We start from the raw sequence: 20,101 nt of genomic DNA on the forward strand, positions 1-20,101 counted from the left end.
CATCACCTATTGCGTGATCAGAGTTTGCGATGTCCCAGGCGGGCCCGATCCTTTTTGTGTCCAATGCCGAGCGGCCGGCCTTCATCGCGGCACTCGACGAGAGCCGTCTCTTTCCCATTGTCGACAGCGACTGGGCGAGCGCCGCCCGCGCTATCGAGCAGGTGCAACCTGCCGCGGTGCTCGCCACAATGTCCGGCGGGCACGAGCCGTACATCGCGCCGCTCGCCAAGAAGATCGCCGACCAGCCGCTCTACGTTCCCTTCGTCGCGCTGGACGCGCCGGGCACTCTCCCCCGCAACGCCCTGCCCTTCGCCACGCACGGCGCCGATCCGGACCGCTTGATCCCGCGGCTGCGCGCAGCACTGCGCGTGCGCACGCTGCATGCGACCGTGCTGCGCCGGCTGCCGGAGGCAACGGCAAAGGTCTCGCTGCCCGAGGCCGATCCCGCGCGTGATGCCACGGTGCTCCTGATCGGCCGCGGCGCGGCCTATCCCGCACTCTCGGTCGCGCTCGGCGAGCGGATGGGCGTGATCGGCGCGCTTTCGATCGAGGCCGCAGCAAAGCATCTCAACACCCGCGACATCGACGGCGTCGTGCTCGCGGAAGGCTTTACCGCGCGCGTCGCGGATGCCTTCCTCACGGTGCTCGCGGAAGACACCCGCTTCCGCAACCTGCCCGTAGTGGTCACCGCGCACGAGCTCACGCAGAACTACGACCTGCCCAATCTCGAAATCATCTCGGGCGAGCCGGTCCGGATCGCGGCCAACGCGCTGCCGCTGATCCGTCAGCACGCGATGGAGGCGCAGCTCAGCCGCACGCTGCGCTCGATCGATGCCGGCGGCTGGCTCGATCCGCGCAGCGGCCTGTTGACTGTCGAAGCCTTCGCCCGCGATTTCTCCAAGGCGGTCGAGCAGACGCTCGCCCGCGGCGGCGGCCTCTCGGTTGCGCGCTTTGCGTTCGATCCGGCCAATCCGCGCGCCCAGCTCGATGCCGCGCGCATCCTGAGCCGGCTAATGCGGCAGATGGATTTTGGCACGGCGCAGAAGGACGGCTCGGTGATCGTGGTGTTCGCAGAGACCGATTTCCGCACCGCGCACATGATCGCCCGCCGCCTCTCCGCGGTGATGCGGCACACCTCGAACGGCAAGCACGAGATGCGCAGCGATCCCGTCGTCAGCGTGGATTCGCTGTCGCCGTTAGATACGGCAAGGTCGCTGCTGGCGCGGCTATCCGCCGACGCGTCACGGGCGGCGTCGTAGATATCATCGCGCCCGCTTTTGCGGGATCGGTACCTAGGATCCGACAAAATCTGAAAAACAACCCCATGCAAAGGAACCGTCAATTGCTGACATGAAGCCTTACGGATTTTACGAAGCCATTTGACACGTCGGGCAAAACACCGGCATAGTGGCATCATCGAAACAAGTCAGTTGGCCCGCGTGGAGAAATCCGCTGCGGGTTTTTTCATTTGCGCAAGAGAATTATTCATGCCGACGATTGAAAAGAAACCTTTACCGCCGATCGGCTCTGGGTTTGTCACGATCAATCCGTCAGACAAGGAAGACATCACGAGTCGCGCGCGCGACGTCATAGATCATTACATGTCTGGCAAGGGGTCCTGGTGGGACGAGGGGCCGCGAAAATCTGTCCAGCAGACCATCGATGACCTCAATAGATTTAAGAACAGCGTTATCGCATCCGAGCAATACGTCGATGACCCCGGCTCAGTATTGGGTCCTATAAAGCAAATGATTGATGCGGCTATCAAGCAGGCCAGCAATGCGATCCCGAATCTAGAGGATGACGGCCGTAGCGAGATCCGTCCGCGCGATCCAAACGATTCGATCATGCGAGCGCGCCCGCCAATCTATGCTTCACCAACGACAAGTGGGAGAATACAAATTCTTGCATCGCCGACGGACCAGGGCGTGCTCTCGACGCCTAAGGCAATTCAGACCAATCGTATTCTGGACGCCCCGCCCGTCAAGCAAGCTCCCGATCGTAATGACCCGAACATCCGAGTTCTCCGTCGCGTCGTCAGGGATTGAGATAGTTCATCAGATGCCGAAAAGGCGCACCCGCGGCGACCTCAGCGCTGTCGTCAATGCACGAAAGCCCCGAGCCGGTTGACATCGTTCCCGATTCGTTCTACACGAGCTGCCCACAACCTCCGGGCGAGAAATCGTCTGTCAGTGCGCCTCGATATGCCGGTCGATGATGAAAATCGCAACAGCATTCATTTCCGCCGTTCTGCTCACGTCGGCTTCCGGCTACGCCAAGGACTACAGGCTGGATTACGGCATTGAAACACCGACCGACGGCGATGCAGGTTCGACGGCGTGCCCCTATGGGGTATGCCATGTGAAGGTCGAGAAGCTAAACCTGACGGTCATCATTTTCCTGTCTCGCGACGACCCCGACCACGCGCGCATTCAAATCGAAGGCAAGCCCGGCTGCTGTTTCTTCGAACTCGGTGCGCCATCACAGAGGATAGTGCCCGGCGACCCGCCACCGAGGCTCCGCTTTTTTACCGGCATGGCGCCGCAGGGGCTCTTGTATTTCCAGAATGAGCCGGCGGGAAACCTTTACTTGAGATTCCACCTCGATTGATCTCGTAGGGTGGGCAAAGCGAAGCGTGCCACCGATTCCAGATCCGGGTGCAGAGGGCACGGCGCTACGCGCCTTTATCCTCCGCACAAATGCTTCCAGTAACACCGTCATTGCGAGGAGCGAAGCGACGAAGCAATCCAGCATCCTTCCGCGGATACATTTCTGGATTGCTTCGCTTCGCTCGCAATGACGGGGAAACTACCTTGCACCCTACGCCGCCTTCTTGCTCTGTGCGAGCTGCGCGAGCTGACGCATGATCTCGGTGGTGCCGACGAGACGCTCTTCCGGCGTCTCCCAGTCCTGCAAGAACACCACCTTCATGTCGGGCCGCACCTTCGCGGCCTGGCCATGGCTGCGGATGAACGACACCAGGCGGTCGGGATACGCGAACGAATTGTCGCGGAAGGCGATGACGGCACCCTTCGGACCGGCATCGATCTTCTCGACATTGGCCCGGCGGCAGAACGCCTTGATCGCGGCGACCTTGAACAGATAGCGCACTTCGTCCGGCAGCACGCCGAAGCGGTCACGCAGCTCGGCGCCAAAATTCTCGATCTCCTCTTCGGTGTCGAGATCGGCGAGGCGCCGGTACAGCGAGAGCCGCACCGCGAGATCGCCGACATAGTCTTCCGGAATGAGCACGGGCATGCCGATTGTGATCTGCGGCGACCAGCGGTCGGCCGCAGGCTCGGAGACGCCGGCCTTGAGGTTGACGATCGCCTCTTCCAGCATCGACTGGTAGAGCTCGAAGCCGACTTCCTTGATGTGGCCGGACTGCTCCTCGCCAAGCAGATTGCCGGCGCCGCGGATGTCGAGGTCGTGGGAGGCGAGTTGGAAGCCTGCGCCGAGTGTCTCCAGCGATTGCAGCACGGTGAGCCGTCGCTCGGCCTGCCCCGTGATCTTTTGCTGCGCCGGCAGCGTGAACAGCGCATAGGCCCGCAGCTTGGAGCGGCCGACGCGGCCGCGGAGCTGGTAGAGCTGGGCGAGGCCGAACATGTCGGCCCGGTGCACGATCAGCGTATTGGCATTAGGAATGTCGAGGCCGGATTCCACGATGGTGGTCGACAGCAGGATGTCGAACTTGCCGTCGTAGAACGCGGTCATGATGTCTTCGATCACCGCAGGCGGCATCTGCCCGTGCGCGACCGCGACCTTCATCTCCGGCACGTTCTTGTCGAGGAAATCCTTGACGTCGGCGAGGTCGTCGATGCGCGGCACCACGTAGAATGCCTGGCCGCCGCGATAGCGCTCGCGCAGGAGCGCCTCGCGGATCATCAGGGGATCATGCGGGGCGACGAAGGTGCGCACCGCGAGGCGGTCGACCGGTGGCGAAGCGATGATCGAAAGTTCGCGTACGCCGGTGAGCGCCAATTGCAGCGTACGCGGAATCGGCGTCGCCGACAGCGTCAGCACGTGCACCTCGGAGCGAAGCGCCTTCAGTCGTTCCTTGTGCGTAACGCCGAAATGCTGCTCCTCGTCGACGATGACGAGGCCGAGGTCGCGGAATTTGATGGCCTTGCCGAGCAGCGCGTGGGTGCCGACGACGATATCGACCGAACCGTCGGCAATGCCCTTCTTGACCTGGTTCAGCTCCTTGGTCGCGATCAGGCGCGAGGCCTGCGCCACATTCACCGGAAAGCCCTTGAAGCGCTCGGTGAAGGTTTTTGCGTGCTGACGCGCCAACAGCGTAGTCGGCACCACGACCGCAACCTGCTTGCCTTCGAGCGCAACGGCAAAGGCCGCGCGGAGCGCGACCTCAGTCTTGCCGAAGCCGACGTCGCCGCAGATCAGCCGGTCCATCGGACGGCCGAGCTCGAGATCTTTCAGGGTGGATTCGATGGCACCGAGCTGGTCCTCGGTCTCGTCATAGGGGAAGCGCGCGCAGAACTCGTCGTAGAGGCCCTGCTGCACCGGGAGCTTGGGTGCCTCGTGCAAATGGCGCGCGGCAGCGATCTTGATCAGCTCGCCCGCGATCTCGCGGATGCGGTTCTTCAGCTTGGCCTTGCGGGTCTGCCAGCCGGAGCCGCCGAGGCGGTCGAGCTCGACCGTGGTCTGGTCGGAGCCGTAGCGCGACAACAGCTCAATGTTCTCGACCGGCAGGAACAGCTTTGTCTCGGCCGCGTAATGCAGCTCGAGACAGTCATGCGGCGCGCCGGCGACATCCAGCGTCTGCAGGCCGATGAAGCGGCCGATGCCGTGATCGACGTGGACGACGATGTCGCCCNAAGACTCGTCACCTCCGAGATGAAATTGTCGAGCTTGCGGCTTGCCTTGCGCGGCCGCACCAGGCGGTCGCCCAGGATGTCCTGCTCGCTGATGAGCGCGATCTCGTCGGTCTCGAAGCCGCTTTCGAGGCCCAGCACCGCAAGCATGGTCTCGTTGCGCGGGGTCGCCTGCACCGTCCGCCAGCTATTGACACTGGTGGTGTGCGTGAGCTTGTGGTCGCGCAGCATCGAGGTCATGCGGTCGCGCGAGCCTTCGGTCCACAGCGCGATCACGACCTTCTTGCGCTGCGCCTGCAGCGCCATCACGTGGCTGACCACCGCCTCGAACACATTGACAGTCGTGTCGTTGCGCTCCGGAGCGAAGTCGCGGCCCTTGCGCGCGCCGGCATCGACGACGGTCACGCCGTCGGCCGGCACGGAGAACTGCGTCAGCCGCGCCAGCGGGATGTCGCCTTCGCGCTTGGTCCACTCCTCTTCCGTCAGATAGAGCCGGTCCGGCGGCAGCGGCTTGTAGATGGCGCCGCCGCTCGGATGGTCCAACGCATCACGGCGGGCCTCGTAATAGTCGAGGATCTGCTTGAAGCGTTCGCGGATGGCATCCTCGGCCTGCGGCTCGATCGCGATCGCTGCGCCCTGCAGATAGTCGAACAGCGTGTCCATCCGGTCCTGGAACAGCGGCAGCCAGTGCTCCATGCCGGGATGGCGGCGGCCTTCGCTGACGGCCTCGTACAGCGCATCGTCGCGCTCGGGCGCGCCGAACTCGGCGACATAGCCCATGCGGAAGCGGCGGATGGTGTCGGTGACGAGCTGGAATTCGGAGATCGGCACGAGATCGAGCGCGCGCATGTCTAGCAGCGTGCGCTGGGTCTCGGCGTCGAAGGTGCGGATCGATTCCAGGCTGTCGCCGAAGAAGTCAAAGCGGACCGGCTGGTCGAGGCCGGCGGGAAACAGGTCGAGAATGCCGCCGCGCACGGCATATTCGCCGGGCTCGCGCACGGTGGAGGAGCGGTTGTAGCCGTTGTGCTCGAGCCAGGCGACGATGGTGTCCATCGGCACGACGTTGCCGGGCGCGACCGACAGCGCCTGCGCCGCGACGAGGTCGCGCGACGGCACGCGCTGCACGACGGCGTTCACCGTCGTCAGCACGATCAGCGGCTTGTCGCTGCCGGTGAGCGAGGCGAGCCGCGCCAGCGTGGTCAGGCGCTGCGCCAGGATGCCGCCATGCGGCGAGACCCGGTCATAGGGCTGGCAGTCCCAGGCCGGGAACGTCAGCACCGGCAGGTCGGGCGCGAAGAATTGCAGCGCGCGCTCGACCTGCTGCATGCGGGGGCCGTCGCGGCAGACCACCGCCAGGCTGACGGCCGGCTTCTTCGGCCGCGCCGCGATGGCACGGGCAAGATCGGAGATGACGAGACCTTCCGCGCCCTCGGCAACATTGGCGAGCGTCAGGGCGCGGCCCGGTGCCAGCAATTCGGCCGGCGATTTCGACGGCTGTTTCATGCGTTGCCGTCCGCGATCGGAAACACCCTGATGCGCGTGAAGAGTGCGCCGGCCACCCCGGCCGGCAGCACCTTGTCACCGGTGATGGCGGCGTAAAGATCGGGATCATTGACCTCGAGCAGGCGCTCGAGCTCGGTCAGCTCATCATCGGACAGGTTGCCGATCTCGGCATCGGCAAAGCGGCCAAGAATCAGATCCATCTCGCGCGTGCCGCGGTGCCAGCAGCGGAACAAAAGCCGCTTGCGGCGGTCATCCAGGCCGTCGCTCGATCGTGTCGTTCCCGTCATGTCTCAAATCCAGTCCAACGCGAAAAGCCCGGACGTGCCGGGCGGGGGTGATATAGCCATTCGGGCCGGCCGTGTCAGCCCTTTGTTGCGGCAGTTCAGGCTCACGATTCGTCATAGCCCGCCATCCCGCGCGGGGCGCGAAAAAAGACGTGGAAGCCCGGCATAAAGCCGGGCATGACGGGCCGAAACGATCCTAGATTCCTCCCATGCGCCCCAGCCTGCTCAATCCGCTGTTTGCTCCCGTGACCAGCCTGCCCGGCGTCGGTCCGAAGCAGGACAAGCTGCTGCGCTATCTGCTCAGCCGCGATGAGACGCCGCGGCTGGTCGACCTGCTGCTGCATCTGCCGAGCAACGTCGTCGACCGCCGCGCCCGGCCGAAAATTCGCGACGCCGTTCCGGGAACCGTGGTGACGCTCGAGGTGACGGTCGACCGCCACCGCCCGCCCCCGCCGCGCAACGCGCGCGCCCCCCACCTCGTCTACGCCAGCGATGACACCGGCGACGTCGTGTTGACCTTCTTCCGCGCCAAGCCCGGCTATGTCGAAAAACTGCTGCCGATGGGCGAGAAGCGCTACGTCTCCGGCACACTGCAGATGTATGACGGCATCCCGCAGATCGTGCATCCCGACCGCGTGCTGGACGAGGAGGCCATCGCAAAGCTATCGGGCATCGACCCCGTCTATCCCCTGACCGAAGGGCTGGCGCTCGGCTCGCTGCGCCGTGCGATCGCCCAGGCACTGCAGAAGCTGCCGCCCCTGCCGGAATGGATCAGCCCGGAGGTGATGCGCCGCTGCAATTTTCCGTCGATTGCCGAGGCGCTCACCCGCGTGCATCAGCCGGTCGAGCTCACCGACGTCTTGCCCGATCAGCCCTACTGGTCGCGCCTCGCCTTCGACGAGCTCTTGGCCGGGCAACTGGCGCTCGCGCTGATCCGCGCGCAGTTGCGTAGGCCCGCCGGCGTGCGCAATGCCGGCGACGGGCATCTGCGCAACAGGATCATCGATGCCCTGCCCTATGCGCTGACGCCATCCCAGCGCAGCGCGGCAGCCGCCATCGCCGATGACCTGAAGCAGCCCGTGCGGATGCTGCGTCTGCTCCAGGGCGACGTCGGCTCCGGCAAGACCGTGGTCGCGCTGCTCGCCGCCGCCGCGGTCGCCGAGGTCGGCAAGCAGGCCGCACTGATGGCTCCGACCGAAATTCTGGCGCGCCAGCACATCAAGACCATCGCACCGCTCGCCGAGCGCGCCGGCATGCGGGTCGCGATCCTCACCGGCCGGGAAAAGGGCAAGGAGCGGCGCGATATCGTCACGCGCCTTGCCGAGGGCGAGATCGATCTCCTCGTCGGCACCCACGCCTTGATCCAGGACGATGTGCTCTTCAAAGACCTCGCGCTCGCCATCGTCGACGAGCAGCATCGCTTCGGCGTGCGCGAGCGGCTGGCGCTGACCTCGAAGGGCGAAGCCGTCGACGTGCTGGTGCTGAGCGCCACGCCGATCCCGCGCACGCTGGTACTGACCTATTTCGGCGACATGGACATCAGCGAGCTGCGCGAGAAGCCCGCTGGCCGCCAGCCGATCGACACCCGCGCGGTGCCGATAAGCCGGATCGAGGAGGTCATGGACGGCGTCGGCCGCGCGCTGCAGTCCGGCAAGCTGGTCTACTGGATCTGTCCGCTGGTCGAGGAGTCCGAGGCCGAAGGCACCGAGCACCTGACCAACGCGACCAAGCGGTTCGAAGGTTTGCAGAAGCGCTTTGGCGATCGCGTCGGCCTTGTCCACGGTCAGATGAAGGGCACTGAAAAGGATCGCGTGATGGGCCAGTTCGCCGCGCACGAGATCGGGCTCCTGGTCGCGACCACCGTGGTTGAAGTCGGCGTCGACGTGCCCGCCGCCACCATCATGGTGATCGAGAATGCCGAGCGCTTTGGCCTTGCCCAGCTGCACCAGTTGCGCGGCCGCATCGGGCGCGGCTCGGAAGCCTCGACCTGCCTGCTGCTCTACTCCGAGCCGCTGGGCGAGATGTCGAAAGCACGGCTGAAGGTGATCCGCGAAACCACCGATGGATTCCGCATCGCCGAGGAAGACTTGAAGCTGCGCGGCGAAGGTGACGTGTTAGGGGTGCGCCAGAGCGGCCTGCCCGGCTATCGCATCGCGCGCTCGGAGGTCCACGGCCAGCTCATCACGCAGGCTCGCGACGAGGCGCTGCGCATCCTGAAGGACGATCCGAAGCTGAAGGGCGAGCGCGGTGAAGCGCTGCGCTGCCTCTTGTATCTCTACGAGCGGGACGAGGCGATCCCACTGATCGGGGCGGGTTGAAGCGCTCTCGTCATTGCCGAGCCTGCTCCGGCAATCCCCGAAGCGGCTCTTGGCGATGTGATAGATGCACCGGTCGAGCTCGCGCATGACGGGTTGATCGTCTCAATTCGTTGAACCGTCGGCTTCCGAGACAGACTCACTTGCAAGCGGTGATGTGCGCCCGGTGGTATCATAGGCGCTCGAGGCAAGGACAATGCGATTGCCCCAATGAAGCGTACAGTTTAGCTGCTTTGTTGCGATCTGGTTCACATTCAAGGACGGATCACTCGTGCTAAAGATGGGTATTGCAGGCAAGCGAGGCAGAGCAGGTGCTACCTCGGGGAGGCAGCATTCCGGGATCGCCGGCCGAGCGTGCGTTGGAACTATCCCTGCATCCCTGCTGGAGGTCGATCATGCAGTTCATCTCCACCGAATGGCAGTCCACTTCGACAGCTCCGTCAGACGGAGACCTCGAAATCTGTGCGCTGGACTTTGATGGTATTGTCCATTCGCTTCCTTTTCCCTGTCACAAGGACGGATCCAATTGGGTCGACGGATCCGGCAAAGCGCACGCCGGCATTCAGCCGACCCAGTGGCGCAAATGGACCAGTGCGGGCTAATCCATGGCCAATGCAAGGCCCGCTCTCTGCGAGCCTGTCCGCCGTAGGTGAACTCTTGACCATACCGGCGTAGGACAATCTCCAGCGCCGAGGCTGCTACAACAGGACCTTTCCTGACACGCAGATCGAGGCAAACCTGCTTCAATTTGCCCGGAACGGACGCACTGTGGGCCCGTTACCTGTTCAAGGGCGGCGCACACAGCAAGGAGCAGAACCATGAGGGCTCCCGTCCCCATCGCCGCGCTCGCGATCCTACTTGGCACGCCCGCACCCTCGCTCGCGCAACCGCACGCGCAAGGTGCGGTTGAATTGAGCGATGGCACAACGCTATCGCAGAATCCATCGCTGCCGAAACTCAACCTCACAAACGCGCAGCGCGAGCAGATTCGCAAGACCGTGCTGACCGAGCATAACGATGTCCAATTCCGCCTGAAGGCCGTCCAATCAGCCAAAGCCTTCACCCCTGCCGTTGGCGCAACACTTCCGAAAGGCGTCAAGGCTCAAGGACTACCGGCGCAGGTGCTTTCGCAATTGCCGGAGCTGCGCGACTATATGTACGCCACGATGAAGGATCAGGTGTTGATCGTGAACGGCATGACCAACAAGATTGTCGATATGTTCTCGGAGACACAGCCGCTGTCCTAGCCCGAGACATCGACGGACTTCGTGTCGGGCTTGCACGTCCAATCTAGCTTTTCCTTGGGACGTTGGCCGCGAACGCCTTCATCAGCGCCGCATCCACCGCCTCGCCCTTGGCATCCGCGGCAAGATGCTCGAACCAGCGCGCAAATCCCTCGTAGATCTGGCTCGCCGGGTGATCCGGTCCGAGGAAGCCGGAAATCTCCCGCATCTCCGCGACCCAGCGATAGGCTTTCGGGATCATGTCCGGCAGCGCGACTTCGAGCCGCGCCAGGATCGCGGGCTGGCTCAGCGCAAGCTCGTCACGGAGCGCATCCGCAGCACCCGCTTTGGTCGCGGCGAGCACCATGGCCGAACCGATCCCGGCCAGGCCCTTGACGATTCCGGCGTAGGACATCTTCAGCGCGGAGGCCGCGCCGACCGGACCCTCGACGATGCGCACATCCAGCCCGAGCTGTTTCAGCACCGCCACGTCCCTGGCATGCTCGCCAGACATGTAGAACGCCGGGCTCTTACCGCCGGGCTGCGGCGGGAAGCCGATGATGCCGGCATCGACGAACGGCGCCTGCGCCGAGCCGATGATCTCCTCGATCCGCAGCACCGTATCGACATTGACGGCATTGCAGTCGACGACGACCGGCTTCTTCGCACGCCTGACGATCAGGCTCGCCAGCCGCTCCGCCAGCGCCACGGCCTCGCCCGGCGGCACGATCGAGAGAATGATGTCGGCGTCTGCGATCGCATCATCGTCGGCGCCGATCATGCCGGCATCCGCCGCCCGTTTCAGCGTCGCTTCACTCCGCCCTTTCAAGGAGGTGAGCACGCGCGCGCCATGCTCACCCAGCCGGCGGGCCACAGCGCTGCCCATGGCGCCCGGTGCGAGGATTGCAATCGTGGTTGTCATCGTCGGCTCCGATCGAGTTCAGGCCAAAAGCCAAGGCCAGCCGTCGGTCGCCGATTCTACTTGCCGCTGCCCGGCGCGGTAGTGCCGCTGTCCGGACCGGGATACGGCTCCAGCGCATAGCCAGCCTTCCGCCAGCCGCTCACTCCACCTTCGCGGGCTCCGGCTGGAGCGCGGTCGAGGCATTGGCGATACGCGCGGCATTCGCCATGCCCGCGAGTGCCGCCGCCCGCTTCGGATCGGGCGCCGAGCCCGGCTGCACCACGCCGGCCGACATGATCAGCGTCGCGGCATCCTCGGCGCTCAGCTCGACCTCGATGATCTTGCTCTTGGGCACGTAGAAGAAGAACCCGGTGGTCGGGTTCGGCGAGCACGGCAGGAACACCGAGACGTGCTCCTCCTGCCCCGGCAGGCTGCGCGCGATGTCCTCGCTCGGCGATTGCGAGATCAGCACGATCGACCACATGCCCGGCGATGGAAACTCGACCAGGCCCACCTTGCGGAAGCTCGAGCCCTTGCCCGAGAACAGCGTCTCGAACACCTGCTTCAAGCCACGGTAGATGGCGCGAACGGCCGGGATCCGGCCAAGGAAAGTCTCGCCGACATCGACCAGCGTCCTGCCGATCAGGTTGGCGGCGAGGAAGCCGACCAGCGTCAGCGTAAAAAATGCGACGATCAGTCCCCAGCCGGGAACGCCGTAGGGCAGATAGGTTTCCGGCCGATAGGCCAGCGGCACGAACGGCCGCACCACGCCGTCGACCCAGGTGACGAACCACCAGACCAGATAGAGTGTGATCGCGATCGGCCCTGTCACGACGAGGCCGGTGAGGAAATAGTTGCGGAAACGGCCCATCAGGCCGGTATGCGGTTCCGGAACGGGATCGGGCAGAGGCGCAGGCGCGTCGTCGCGGGTGGTCATTCGGGTTCCAGGTCGGTCGCAACTCACTAGCTAGGGTCTTCTAGCAGATTTTTGAAGACCAGATAGCGAGCGGCGACCGGCCCGTCTGCCTATTCCACCGTCACGGACTTGGCGAGATTGCGCGGCTGGTCGACGTCGGTGCCCATCACCACCGCCGTATGATAGGCGAGCAGCTGCACGGGGACGGCGTAGACCATCGGCGCGAAAGCGGCCGCCATGTCCGGCATGACGATGGTGACGAGGGAAGCGACCGTCGCTTCGGCTGCGCCCTTGGCATCCGTCATCAGGATGATGTTGCCGCCCCGGGCGGCCACCTCCTGCATGTTCGAGACGGTCTTCTCGAACACCCGGTCGTGCGGCGCAATCACCACCACCGGCACGTTCTCGTCGATCAGCGCGATCGGCCCGTGCTTGAGCTCGCCGGCGGCATAGCCTTCGGCGTGGATGTAGGAGATTTCCTTCAGCTTCAGCGCGCCTTCAAGCGCGAGCGGGAAGCTGGTGCCGCGGCCGAGATAGAGCACATCGCGCGACTTTGAGATGTCGCGCGCGAGCTTCTCGATCTGCAGCTCGGTGGTGAGCGCGTCCGCCATCAGGCGCGGAACCTCGACGAGGCCGTGCACGAGCTTGGTCTCGTCGGCCTCGGATAGTTCACCGCGCGCCTTGCCGGCGGCGACCGCGAGTGCGGCAAGCACCATGAGCTGGCAGGTGAAGGCTTTGGTCGAGGCGACGCCGATCTCGGGGCCGGCGAGCGTCTGCAAAACGGTTTCGCTCTCGCGCGCGATCGTCGAGGTCGGCACGTTGACCACGGCCACCGTGTGCACGCCGGCGGCCTTGGCGTAGCGCAGCGCGGCCAGCGTATCGGCGGTCTCGCCGGATTGCGAGATGAAGATGGCGAGATCACCCTTGCGCAAGGGCGCCTCGCGATAGCGGAATTCGGAGGCGACATCGACCTCGACCGGCAGGCGCGCGAAGCGCTCGAACCAGTACTTTGCGACATAGCCGGCGTAGCTGGCGGTGCCACAGGCCGTGATGGTGACGCGCTGGATGGTGCCGAAGTCAAACGGCAGCTTGACCGGCAGCAACACGCGCTCGGTCGCCATGTCGACGTAGCGCGCCAGCGTATGGCCGACCACTTCCGGCTGCTCGTGAATCTCCTTCGCCATGAAGTGGCGGTAGTTGGCCTTGTCGACCAGCGAGGTCGAGGCGGCGTGCTTGATCTTCTCGCGCTGGACGGCATGGCCGTCCTTGTCGAAGATCGTGACGCTGTTGCGGGTCAAGACCACCCAGTCGCCGTCATCGAGATAGCTGATCGTATCGGTGAACGGGCCGAGCGCGATGGCGTCCGAGCCGAGATACATCTCGCCGTCGCCGTAGCCGATCGCGAGCGGCGGCCCGTTGCGGGCGCCGATCATGAGATCGCCCTCGCCTGCGAAGATGAAGCCGAGCGCGAACGCGCCGCGCAGCCGCGCCAGCGTCAGCTTCACCGCCTCGACCGGCTTGTTGCCCCGCTTGAGCTGATCGTCGACGAGGTGCAGCACGATCTCGGTGTCGGTTTCGGTGTGGAACACTGTTCCCGTCGTTTCGAGCTCCTCGCGCAACTCGCGGAAATTCTCGATGATGCCGTTGTGGACCACGGCGACGCGCTCGGTCGCGTGCGGATGCGCATTGTGCTCGGTCGGCTTGCCGTGCGTGGCCCAGCGGGTGTGGCCGATGCCGGTCGTGCCCTTGAGGGGCTCGGCGGTAAGCCGCTTCTCCAGGTTCTTCAGCTTGCCTTCGGCGCGGCGGCGCTCGAGATGGCTGCCTTCGAGGGTGGCAACGCCCGCGGAGTCGTAGCCGCGATATTCAAGACGCTTGAGCGAATCCACCAGCTGCTCCGCAACCGGTTCGCGCCCGAGAATGCCGACAATCCCGCACATGCGGTTCAATATCCCCTAAATCGTCGAAAAATCGCCAAAACGACGCGCCCGGTTTTTATCGAAGTTCGCAACGAAGCATATACTCAACAATTGTTGCGGATTGCGACAGCACAAAATGGCGGCAGCTCTAACATGCGTCGAATTGGCCGGCCTTTAACCCTGCACATTAACTCGCTGTCAATGAGTTTGACCAACGATTCCTGCCCAGGAGAGACGGCCATGAGAAGCTCATCCGACCGCAAAGGTCTGTCGTCGATTTACTTGCGCGCCAGCGAGACCGCGGGCACGAATCTGGCGCACTGGCCGCCGCCCCAGCGCGGCAAGGAAAGCAAACCCGTCTTCGTCAAGCACCCGGCAGGCGAGCCGGTGAAGCGCGCCAAGCCGCGCGGCTGGCGCCTGACCCGCGCGATCTTCTCCGAATTCGCCGACGACGAATAGCGGGCCGGAGGTTGCTCAGCGCGCCAGGACGCGGACGATCGCGAGCAGGAGGATGCCGACGAACGTCCAGAACACCAATCCTGTGACAAGGCACGCCAGCTCGTGCGGGCGGCGCGCGCCGAACAGCTTCAGCACTGCTCGCCCCGTCGCCTCGACGAACACCTCAACGAGCGTATTGAGCAAGCGACCAATGAGATCGACCATGAGCTCGCTGCCGGGGACCAATAAGCCCGCTCACTTCTCCGGCTTCTTGCCGCCCGTCTTCAGCTCGCGATAGCGCGTGGCGCCGCCTTCCCGGATGGTCTGCTGGGTGCGCTCCAACGCCATGGCATCGTCGGGCACGTCACGCGTGATCACCGAGCCCGAGCCGATATAGGCGCCGTTGCCGATCTTAACAGGAGCGACCAGCGAGGAGTTGGTGCCGATGAAGGCGCCCCGCCCGATCGTCGTCTTGTGCTTCTTGAAGCCATCGTAGTTGCAGGTGATGGTGCCGGCACCGATGTTGGAATTGGCACCGACCGTTGTGTCCCCAATGTAGGAGAGATGGTTGACCTTGACGCCGGCCTCCAGCGTCGAGGCCTTGGCCTCCACGAAATTGCCGATGCGCGCGCCGTCGCCGAGCGAGTTGCCGGGCCGAAGGCGCGCAAAGGGGCCGAGCGAGACGTTCTTGCCGAGCGAGGACTGCACGATGTGCGAGAAGGAATGGACCACCGTGCCGTCGCCGATCGATACGCCGGGGCCGATCACCACGAATGGCTCGATCGTCACGTCGTTGCCAAACACGGTGTCGGCGGAGAGATGGACGGTCTCCGGCGCAATCAGCGTGACGCCGGCGTCCATCGCAGCTTTCCGCAGCCGCGCCTGCATCACGGCTTCGGCCTCGGCAAGCTGCGCCTTGGTATTGATGCCGCGCACTTCGTCCTCGCTGGTCTCGATCACCACGGCCTCTCCTCCCTGTTCCCGGACGATGCCGACCGCATCGGTGAGATAATATTCGCCCTTCGAATTCCCATTGCCGATTTGCCCGAGGATCGCCAGCGCGCGGCGCCCATCGAGCGCCATCACGCCGGCATTGCACAGCGTGATCTTGCGCTCTTCAGCGCTGGCGTCAGCCTGCTCGCGGATCGCGACCAGGCGGTCGCCCTCGACGATGAAGCGGCCGTAGCCGGTGGGATCGGCGGCGCGGAAGCCCAGCGCGGTGAGCGCCGCGCCATTGGCGAGCGGCGCGCGCAGCCGCGCAAAAGTCTCGGCCGAAATCAGCGGCGTGTCGCCGAACGCAATCAGCAGATCGTCCGCACCGCGCGCGATCGCCTCGCGCGCCGCGAGCACCGCGTGCGCGGTCCCGAGCCGCTCGGCTTGCACGAAGGTGAGCGCGTCAGGCCGGATCCGCCTGGCTTCGTCCGCAACCGCCTGGTGGTCAGGGCCGACCACGACCGCGAGCGAGGTGCCGGTTCCTTGTGGCGCGGCGGCGAGCACATGGGCGAGCAGCGTCTGGCCTGCGACGGGATGCAGCACCTTGGGCAGGCTCGATCGCATGCGCGTGCCTTCACCAGCGGCGAGCACGATCGTGAGGCTTGAGCGGGCGGTCATTGCAATCCTGTCATATATGGCCGAATCAACCGGCGCCGGCGGGAAGCAGCCGGCGAACTTTTTTAACGGCGCCTTGCTACCCCCGCAAACGCCCGGAATTCAAGTGTAGGACCCATTTCCTGTTAATGTTCCCTGATTGATTCGGGGAAGTTGAACGGGGCTGGGCACTCAAGTTCATGGCAAAGGATTCCGACCCTCTGGCCAATGCCTTCGACACCAAGGAGACCAGCGGGCTTTTCTCCGGTTTGGTGGCCGAGGAGAGCGCGTTCGACCGCCGCATGCTGTGGCGGCTCGGCTCGTGGGGCGTCGCGGCCGTCGGCGCCCTGGTCGTGGCCGTCTTCGCCAACCAGGCGCAGCTCGGCTGGCGGCGCGACCAGATCGCTGCCACCGATCTGGCGCGCCAGGCCGACCGACTCCAGATGCTGACGCGAGAGAGCCAGAGCGAGGCCCGCAGGCTCGCCTCCGCCATCGAGACGCTGAACAGCGATCGCGACCGCCTCTACGCGCGCGTCACTGTGCTGGAGCAAGGGCTCGATTCCGTCACCGGTGCCATCGCCAAGCAGACCACGCCGCCGCAGGCGTCAGCCTCGAAGCCGCAGGACGGGCCGGTCGCGGCCGCGCAGCCGGCGCCTGACGTCGCACCCGTCGCCTCGACCGCGGCATCGCTGGTCGACAAGCCGCGCGCGGGTGCCGCCAAGGAGCCGAAGGACACCTCGAAAGAGGCCGCAAAGGAGCAGCCGAGCCCGCCGCCGCAGACCGCGGCTGCGGCCTCGCTCGTGCCGCAGTCACCGCCCGCGCCGTCTGCCCTGCCGACCATTCCGCTGGTCACATCGAAGTCGATCATGGCGCCGCCTGATCCGGCCGCGCAAAAATTGATGCAGCCCGAGGCGACCGAGAAGAAGGCCGAGCCCGCTCCTGCCTCCACCGAAGTCGCGGCAGCGGCGACGAAGCCGCCTGAAGCAGCCGAGAGCGAGGCGCCCGCGATTGCGGTTCAGCAGACGCGCTTTGCGATCGACCTCGGCGGCGCAAATTCGATCGACGGTTTGCGCGCGCTTTGGCGCGGCCTCTCCAAATCCAATCCAGAGATCGCGACGCTCCGGCCGATCATCATGATCAAGGAAGGCAATAACGGCCTCGGCATGCAGCTCCGCCTCGGCGCCGGCCCCCTGATCAATGCCGCCGCTGCGGCAAAACTCTGCGCAGGCCTGTCCGAGAACAACCGCCACTGCGAGACCACCGTGTTCGACGGCCAGCGTCTGTCGATGCGCGGCGGCCAGGAAAAGGCTCAGGACAAGGGGCAGGAAAAAGGTCAAGAGAAGGCGCAAGACAAGGGACAGGACAAGAGCGCGGAGACGAGCAAGGATCAGGACACCGCGCCCCAGGCCGAGACGCCGCCGGCCCCCGCCGCCAAGCCCGAGAAGCCGCAGCGCCACCGCAGCTATTCGTCGAAGCGCTCCAAGCGCGAGGAGCCACCACCACCGCCGGCGGCACAGCCGGCTCCTGCCAGGCCGGAGACGGCCTCCGCGGGATCGACGCTGTCATCGTTCTTCAGGCGGTAATCCGCCCCGAAAGCGCCATCCCATCAGCAAATTGGCTTAGGTTTCTCGGGCAAATTCGCGGGAAAGATTCACCCGCCCCTGTTGCCCGCCTCGCTCTTCCCGACCATATTGGCCCCATGAAGAAAAAGCCCTTTCGCCTGACGCCGTATCAGGTGCAGTTCCTGCTCGTCGTCGGTTTCGTCACCGTCGGGTGGGCGCTCTATGTCCGTTATCTCGCGATCGAGTTCTCGCAAGTGGCGCTCGCGTGCGATGCCGGCTTGCAGACCATGATCTGCAAGGCGCGCTCGGTCTCAACCTCGCTGTTCAAGAATTCGGTGTTCGGCATCGTCGCGCTGGTGATCGCGACGCTGAATCTGATGCGGCCCTCGATCGTGCTGCTCACGCTCGGCGTCGTTGCCGCCGGCCTCGGCATCGTCCTCTACAACATCATCCTGTCGGGACTGGCGATCGGCCTGCTCATCCTTGGCTTTGCTCGGCCCGCGCCCGCCACAGCGTGAGCGCGAGCAACAGATAGATCGCGCAGGTCCACAGCGACTGCCAGTTGTCGCGACCTTCATTGAGCAGGACGTAGGCCGCCGACAGCGCCAGTAGGCCGGCGAACACGGCTTCAGCAATCGGGCGTACGCCGATCTGCGGCCGGTTGTTCAGCATCAACAGTGCAAACGGCACCACCGCCATCGTCAGCGAGGCATAGGGGAAGTCGCGGTAGCGCGGGTCGAACACGAAGCCGAGCGCGGTCTCGGCCGCGATCACCGCGGTCACCGCCAGCGTCAGGCCGAGCACGGCCGTGAGCTTCGACCATTTGCGCTCTTCACGCGGACCGAGAATATCGAGGAACGTCGGCAGGCTGCGGCCGATGACGAGGGCCTGCGCACAGAAGATCGGCGACAGGATGCCGGCGGCGAGCAGAGTCCCCCACTGCAGCCAGCCGCCCCAGCCGTAGCTCTCATAGTACATCTTGTCGGCGCCGATCCCGAGCAGGATGCCCGCGGTCGTCGCCGAGATGCCGACACCGAGCCAGGCCGAGAAGCGCGGCGTCCAGGGCCTGCGCCGCAGCGTGATGCCGGCGACCGCGAACACCAGCACGCTGAGCCCCATGCCGGCGCCCATGTACCATTTCCAGTACGGGAAATTGCTGATCGGCTGGCCAGGCGGATATTTCAGCTGTCGGCGCGCGGAATCGAGCAGGCCCCAATAGCCGCCGACGGTGCCCTCTAACCGGCGCTTCCACGGCTGGTCGTAGGCCTCGATCAGGTTGACGCGGAATTTCTGCGCCTTCGCCAGGGCCAGGATCTCCGAGACGACGCGCGCCTGATTGGTGCGCGAGGGCAGCGCGACTTCACGCATGCGTCCTTCGCTCGGCCAGCCGGTCTCACCGATCAGGATCTCCTTGCCGGGGAACGCCACCGCCATCCGCTCGCGGATCGATTCGACATGGGCGGCGGCGAACTTCGCGCGCACCGGGATGTCTTCCCAATAGGGCAGGATGTGGATCGTGACGAAGTCGACGGCGTCATAGACGTCGCGGTTCTTCAACCAGTATTCCCAGACATCGGCATAGGTGACGGGTACGCTGACCTGCGCCTTCACCGAACGGATGATGGCGATCAGATCGGCCGTCGTCATCTCACCGCGCAGCAGCACCTCGTTGCCGACGATGAGCGAAGAGATGGTGCCAGGGAATTCCTTGGTGAGGCGGATGGCGGTCGCAACTTGCGCAAAATTCTTGGCGCGGTTGCTGCCGAGCCAGATGCCCTGCATCACTTTCAGCCCGCCGACCTTGGTCGCGACCGCCGGCACCTGATCGAGCCCGTTCTCGATCGAGTAGGTGCGGACGCACTCAGTGATCTCCTTGAGCTGGCGCAGGTCCTGCTCGATCTGGTCGGCCTCGATATGGGTCCATTCGTTCAGCGGCGTCTGATCGCCGCGGAACGGCGTATAGGAGACACATTGCAGCTTGTCGCTGGGGTCAATGGGGGCGCGCGCGAGCGTGATCGGCGTGGCCAGCCACCACCACACGGCAGCAATCGCACCCAGGGAAACGAGCAGAAGCGCCAGTGGCGTACGAAGAGAAATCGGTTCCGTCCTCCGCGAAGGGCTCGTCGATTACCTGCTCGCACGCCATCTGCCAAGGGGGTGGCATGCGCGAGCGGCGCCCTCTCCCCGGCGAATTAACCTGCGGCCGTTCGACCGGGCCTTACACGCGTGACTTTGCTGGACAAAAATCCAAATACAGGTCATGGGATTCCGCGGGAATTTTCCGCCGCATTGGAGACCCATTTGGACGCCATCACCTGCGCGTCCGCGAGGTCTGATGCGGGCGGTCAGTGGAGAAATTGGGGAATTCATGCGGCGACGGGTGCTCGAGTTAAGAAATGCGGTCCTGCGGCAGTTCGCCGCCACCTTGGCCGTCCCCTCCCTTGTCATCATGATCGGTCTCGGCGGCGCCTCGGCCCAGAGCGGCAACCCCGCCCCGGACCAGGGCAAGGCGGCCGCACAGCCTGCCGACGCCACCAAGGACGCAGCCCAGAACCAGCGCCGCACCGACGAGTTCGCCGAGGCCGCGCAGGCCATCAACGGCCCCGCCGGCAACCCCGAATGCG

17 protein-coding genes and 2 pseudogenes are annotated in these 20,101 nt (G+C 64.9%); 10 read left to right on the forward strand and 9 right to left on the reverse strand.

Annotated features, from left to right (window positions below):
• Nucleotides 1–29: 29 nt before the first annotated feature.
• From AXW67_RS27355 to AXW67_RS27365, 3 genes are all read left to right on the forward strand, one after another.
• The gene (locus AXW67_RS27355; RefSeq protein WP_063680391.1) at nucleotides 30–1,259 is read left to right on the forward strand and encodes a hypothetical protein; all 1,230 of its coding nucleotides are present in this window, start codon (nucleotides 30–32) and stop codon (nucleotides 1,257–1,259) included.
• 228 nt (nucleotides 1,260–1,487) lie between these two features.
• On the forward strand, nucleotides 1,488–2,048 hold the full coding sequence (locus tag AXW67_RS27360; RefSeq protein ID WP_063680392.1) for a hypothetical protein: 561 nt from the start codon (nucleotides 1,488–1,490) through the stop codon (nucleotides 2,046–2,048).
• A gap of 166 nt (nucleotides 2,049–2,214) precedes the next feature.
• Nucleotides 2,215–2,610: a hypothetical protein gene (locus AXW67_RS27365; protein ID WP_063680393.1), complete on the forward strand. Its 396-nt coding sequence runs from the start codon at nucleotides 2,215–2,217 to the stop codon at nucleotides 2,608–2,610.
• Nucleotides 2,611–2,820: 210 nt separating this feature from the next.
• Here the strand turns inward: AXW67_RS27365 and mfd are convergent.
• From mfd to AXW67_RS27375, 3 genes and pseudogenes are all read right to left on the reverse strand, one after another.
• A partial coding sequence (gene mfd / locus AXW67_RS44375) for a transcription-repair coupling factor (protein ID WP_245315744.1) occupies nucleotides 2,821–4,834 on the reverse strand: 2,014 nt, incomplete at its 5' end.
• A 1-nt stretch (nucleotide 4,835) separates the two neighbouring features.
• A pseudogene (locus tag AXW67_RS44380) lies at nucleotides 4,836–6,335 on the reverse strand (transcription-repair coupling factor family protein); the annotation flags it as partial.
• Entirely contained in the window at nucleotides 6,332–6,622 is a 291-nt protein-coding gene (locus AXW67_RS27375; RefSeq protein ID WP_027550884.1) for an FAD assembly factor SdhE, read from the reverse strand. The pseudogene AXW67_RS44380 and the gene AXW67_RS27375, both read right to left, overlap by 4 nt.
• A gap of 206 nt (nucleotides 6,623–6,828) precedes the next feature.
• On the opposite strand from AXW67_RS27375, the gene recG reads away from it, so the two are divergent.
• The 3 genes from recG (at nucleotide 6,829) to AXW67_RS27390 (ending at nucleotide 10,181) form a co-directional block, all read left to right on the forward strand.
• The gene (gene recG / locus AXW67_RS27380) at nucleotides 6,829–8,937 is read left to right on the forward strand and encodes an ATP-dependent DNA helicase RecG (protein ID WP_063680394.1); all 2,109 of its coding nucleotides are present in this window, start codon (nucleotides 6,829–6,831) and stop codon (nucleotides 8,935–8,937) included.
• Nucleotides 8,938–9,329: 392 nt separating this feature from the next.
• Nucleotides 9,330–9,536: a hypothetical protein gene (locus tag AXW67_RS27385; protein ID WP_063680395.1), complete on the forward strand. Its 207-nt coding sequence runs from the start codon at nucleotides 9,330–9,332 to the stop codon at nucleotides 9,534–9,536.
• 216 nt (nucleotides 9,537–9,752) lie between these two features.
• Nucleotides 9,753–10,181, forward strand: coding sequence for a hypothetical protein (locus tag AXW67_RS27390; RefSeq protein WP_063680396.1), 429 nt, complete (start codon nucleotides 9,753–9,755; stop codon nucleotides 10,179–10,181).
• Between the two features lie 43 nt (nucleotides 10,182–10,224).
• Here the strand turns inward: AXW67_RS27390 and AXW67_RS27395 are convergent, their stop codons facing one another.
• The 3 genes from AXW67_RS27395 to glmS form a co-directional block, all read right to left on the reverse strand.
• Complete coding sequence (locus AXW67_RS27395) at nucleotides 10,225–11,079, reverse strand: NAD(P)-dependent oxidoreductase (protein WP_063680397.1); 855 nt, start codon at nucleotides 11,077–11,079, stop codon at nucleotides 10,225–10,227.
• A gap of 139 nt (nucleotides 11,080–11,218) precedes the next feature.
• Nucleotides 11,219–11,995 (reverse strand): DUF502 domain-containing protein, encoded by a 777-nt coding sequence (locus tag AXW67_RS27400; RefSeq protein ID WP_027550880.1) that lies wholly within the window; start codon nucleotides 11,993–11,995, stop codon nucleotides 11,219–11,221.
• Between the two features lie 89 nt (nucleotides 11,996–12,084).
• A complete protein-coding gene (glmS, locus tag AXW67_RS27405; protein WP_430648733.1) occupies nucleotides 12,085–13,860 on the reverse strand; it encodes a glutamine--fructose-6-phosphate transaminase (isomerizing) in 1,776 nt (591 codons plus the stop codon).
• On the opposite strand from glmS, the gene AXW67_RS45085 reads away from it, so the two are divergent.
• Nucleotides 13,789–14,349, forward strand: coding sequence for a hypothetical protein (locus AXW67_RS45085; RefSeq protein ID WP_430648734.1), 561 nt, complete (start codon nucleotides 13,789–13,791; stop codon nucleotides 14,347–14,349). The genes glmS and AXW67_RS45085 overlap by 72 nt on opposite strands.
• Nucleotides 14,350–14,364: 15 nt before the next feature.
• Here the strand turns inward: AXW67_RS45085 and AXW67_RS27415 are convergent, their stop codons facing one another.
• A complete protein-coding gene (locus tag AXW67_RS27415) occupies nucleotides 14,365–14,553 on the reverse strand; it encodes a hypothetical protein (protein ID WP_027550877.1) in 189 nt (62 codons plus the stop codon).
• A gap of 30 nt (nucleotides 14,554–14,583) precedes the next feature.
• Nucleotides 14,584–15,939, reverse strand: a complete 1,356-nt coding sequence (glmU, locus tag AXW67_RS27420; protein WP_063680400.1) for a bifunctional UDP-N-acetylglucosamine diphosphorylase/glucosamine-1-phosphate N-acetyltransferase GlmU — start codon at nucleotides 15,937–15,939, stop codon at nucleotides 14,584–14,586.
• A 176-nt stretch (nucleotides 15,940–16,115) separates the two neighbouring features.
• Between glmU and AXW67_RS27425 the strand changes: the two genes are divergently transcribed.
• Nucleotides 16,116–17,498, forward strand: a complete 1,383-nt coding sequence (locus tag AXW67_RS27425; RefSeq protein WP_063680401.1) for a hypothetical protein — start codon at nucleotides 16,116–16,118, stop codon at nucleotides 17,496–17,498.
• A gap of 116 nt (nucleotides 17,499–17,614) precedes the next feature.
• Nucleotides 17,615–17,995 carry a hypothetical protein gene (locus AXW67_RS27430; RefSeq protein ID WP_027550874.1) on the forward strand — a complete coding sequence of 127 codons (381 nt, stop codon included), beginning with the start codon at nucleotides 17,615–17,617 and terminating at the stop codon, nucleotides 17,993–17,995.
• On the opposite strand, the gene AXW67_RS27435 is transcribed toward AXW67_RS27430, so the two are convergent.
• The gene (locus AXW67_RS27435) at nucleotides 17,955–19,517 is read right to left on the reverse strand and encodes a glycoside hydrolase family 17 protein (protein WP_063680402.1); all 1,563 of its coding nucleotides are present in this window, start codon (nucleotides 19,515–19,517) and stop codon (nucleotides 17,955–17,957) included. The genes AXW67_RS27430 and AXW67_RS27435 overlap by 41 nt on opposite strands.
• A 328-nt stretch (nucleotides 19,518–19,845) precedes the next feature.
• Here AXW67_RS27435 and AXW67_RS44385 point away from each other — a divergent pair.
• Nucleotides 19,846–20,101 (forward strand): annotated as a pseudogene (locus AXW67_RS44385) (beta-1-3, beta-1-6-glucan biosynthesis protein); the annotation flags it as partial.

The sequence above is a fragment of the Bradyrhizobium neotropicale genome (genome assembly GCF_001641695.1).
Classification (GTDB): Bacteria; Pseudomonadota; Alphaproteobacteria; order Rhizobiales; family Xanthobacteraceae; genus Bradyrhizobium; species Bradyrhizobium neotropicale.